Below are 3,107 nucleotides of genomic sequence, written 5' to 3'. Positions count from 1 at the left end.
ATGTCTCTTTGGGAGGCTGTAGAATTCTTAAATACATTGGTGGATGATTCTGACCCCGATACAGATTTAGATCAAACTCAGCATTTGTTACAAACTTCAGAGGCGATTCGGGCTGATGGCCATCCAGATTGGTTTGTACTAACTGGGTTTTTACATGATTTGGGAAAAGTACTTTGTTTATTTGGAGAGCCTCAATGGTGCGTGGTGGGTGATACTTTTCCAGTAGGATGTAAACATTCTGATAAGATAGTTTACCCTGAGTTCTTTAAGGATAATCCTGATAGCAGCGATCCGAGGTTCAATACAAAATATGGAGTTTATAAGCCTAATTGTGGATTAGATAATGTGCATCTTTCATGGGGACATGATGAGTATATCTATCAGATTATGAAGGATTACTTGCCCGAGGAAGGATTGGCTATGTTACGCTACCATAGTTTTTATTCACAACATCGAGAGAATGCATATGATCACTTGATGAACAAGGATGACCACAAGTTATTTAAATGGGTAGATAAGTTTAACCCTTATGATTTATACTCAAAAGCTGCTGTGCCTCCTAATGTGAAAGAGTTAAGACCCTTTTATGAGGATCTGGCTTCTAAGTATTTACCTGATACCTTGAAATTTTAATTATAAAAGCTGGAATGGAATTTCCGGCTTTTTTTATGGTCTTTTTTTCACCGTAAGGACTTTATCCAGTTTGGGATTGGGTAAACATTGATTTTATCTTTTTCAATCAAAACAAGGGTTTCCTGCCCAACCTGCATAAATCGGTAATCTTTAGATGAAATTTGAGCGATTTTAATGATGGCTTTAGTAGAAATAGAGTAAGCCATGACTTGATTATTTTGAATCCAAAGTAAATGCTCTTTAAAAAAGCACATACGCTGATCTGTTACAATATTAATTTTACTAAGAAAATTCCCTTGATTGTCAAAAATGAAGATTCCCTCATTTGCTACGTTCATGAAAAGGCGATTTTTGAATTCCCTGATTTCCAAGACTTCCAAATCACTTGAATTTAGAATCAAATTAAGAGGCTGCGATTGAACAATAATATTCCGAAGATAATCTAGGGTTTTCAGACTTAGATCGGATTCATCCCATACCCAAACCATATTATTATTTCCTAAAGTAGCTGCCTTTGCTAGGTTAATGTCAGCCTGAAAAAAACTTTGCTCGGACAATTGATTCATGAACCTATCTAATATTCGGTATTCCTGTAGGTCTGCCGAAAAGCTGAAAATATTTACAGTCCATGCTGCTTCTAGTTGATGTAACCTTCCTTGGCGAGTAGGTGAAAATAAATTCAACTGCTTTCCACTCGTGTCGAATTGATAAATATCTCCAGTAGTATTGCTGGCAAAGATTTGATCCTTGTTATCGAAGGAGACAAGATCAAGATTTCTGATTGATATTTCTGAAGTAGCTAACCCAAGATTATCTTGAATTTGACCAATAGCGATAATTGGCAATAACATCGAAACGATAGCCAATATCATTTTCATTCTTCAAATTTTTTTAATGAGGCCTCGATTCCATCAAATTCTAAAAAGGTATATTGGCTTACCCATTCTCCTAAATTGTAGTAAATAGAAGATTCACCGACCTTTAGCTGCAATGGTAAATGACGATGTCCAAAAACGTAAAAATCATGATGTCTTTTTTCTTCAATTTCCTTACAATAGGCCCAAAGCCATTCTCCATCTCCTAAAAATCTATTTTCATCTTTTTCGATATTGGTAATTCTACTATGTCCTGACCAGGCATGGGCAATCCTAATTCCAATATCAGGATGTAGCCATTTGAATAGCCACTGAGATAAAGGATGAACAAAAACTTTCTTGAGGAATTTATATGAATTATCTCCTGGGCCTAGACCATCTCCATGGCCTACCATCATTTTTTTATTTCCTACTATTAATTCTATTGGATCATAAAAAACCGGGATACCTAATTCATGAGTAAAGTAATCCTTCATCCATAAATCATGATTCCCCGTGAAAAAATAAACAGGTATTTTATTATCTCTAAGCTGGGATATTTTTGAAATAAAGGGAATGAATCCCTTTGGGATAACTTTTCCATATTCAAACCAGAAATCGAATATGTCACCTACTAGGAAAATTGCCGCTGCCTCATTCTGAATACTATCCAGCCAACGGATAATTTTTCTTTCCCGTTCTTTACTTATTTCTGTGTTGGGTGCGCCTAAATGAAAATCGGAGGCAAAAAAAATTTTTTTGCCTTCCAGTTTAATGTTTAGGGAGGTTGCTTGCATGAATAAAGATAATCGGGAGTTAGCTTAAAAAAAAAGCCCCTAAAGATTAAGGGGCTTTTAATGTGTTAATTTTCTTCCTTCGATTCTGATACTGAGCTCGGTTCATCCGATGTAGTCGAATCTGGATCTAGAGTTGGGGATTCTAATTGGTCGATCACAGGCACTGGTGCGCTCTCTTTTTTATTGGTGAAAGCTTGATATGTAGTTTCTGTTTCAAATGGTCTTTTACCAATTAATCGCTCCAGATCTGCTTGGAATAGAATTTCTTTTTCAAGAAGTTCTTGGGCAAGTATTTCAAGCTCTTTTAATCTATGTGTAAGCAAATCCTTTGTTCTGATGTACGCTTTTTGTATCAGTTGTCTAACTTCTTCATCAATAGTTTCAGCTGTAGTTTCAGAATACGGTTTGGTCATTTTATATCCGTCACCTTTTGAATCATAGAAAGAAACATTGCCGATCTTATCATTCATACCATAAATAGAAACAATTGAGTAAGCCATTTTCGTCACTCTTTCCAAATCGCTAAGTGCACCTGTAGAAATCTTTTTAAAGATTATTTCCTCGGCTGCTCTTCCACCAAGGGTCATACACATTTCATCTATCAATTGCTCAGTTTGATATAGGAACTGTTCTTTTGGTAAATATTGTGCATATCCTAAGGCTGCAATACCTCTTGGAACAATACTTACTTTTACCAAAGGATCTGCATGCTCCAAGAACCATCCGGCCACGGCGTGTCCCGCTTCATGATAGGCAACAATTTTCTTTTCCTCGGGAGAAATAATTTTATTCCTTTTCTCAAGACCGCCAATTGTTCTATCAA

Annotated in this window: 3 protein-coding genes and 1 pseudogene; 1 reads left to right on the top strand and 3 read right to left on the bottom strand. The window is 36.1% G+C overall.

The window, feature by feature from the left end:
• Positions 1–633, top strand: a 633-nt coding sequence (locus Q0L68_RS18715) for an inositol oxygenase family protein (protein ID WP_296705773.1), incomplete at its 5' end; no start/stop codon positions are given.
• A gap of 47 nt (positions 634–680) precedes the next feature.
• Here Q0L68_RS18715 and Q0L68_RS18710 read toward each other — a convergent pair.
• The 3 genes and pseudogenes from Q0L68_RS18710 to Q0L68_RS18700 all read right to left on the bottom strand — a co-directional run.
• Positions 681–1,511: a hypothetical protein gene (locus Q0L68_RS18710; protein ID WP_296705772.1), complete on the bottom strand. Its 831-nt coding sequence runs from the start codon at positions 1,509–1,511 to the stop codon at positions 681–683.
• Positions 1,508–2,284, bottom strand: a complete 777-nt coding sequence (locus tag Q0L68_RS18705) for a UDP-2,3-diacylglucosamine diphosphatase (RefSeq protein ID WP_296705771.1) — start codon at positions 2,282–2,284, stop codon at positions 1,508–1,510. Before Q0L68_RS18705 ends, Q0L68_RS18710 begins: the two co-directional genes overlap by 4 nt.
• A gap of 65 nt (positions 2,285–2,349) precedes the next feature.
• Positions 2,350–3,107 (bottom strand): annotated as a pseudogene (locus tag Q0L68_RS18700) (peptidase M41); the annotation flags it as partial.

This window comes from Algoriphagus sp. (assembly GCF_024642405.1).
Taxonomy (GTDB): Bacteria; Bacteroidota; Bacteroidia; order Cytophagales; family Cyclobacteriaceae; genus Algoriphagus.
Note: the sequence above shows the minus strand (reverse complement) of the source record. Positions and strands in the feature narration are given on the sequence as shown.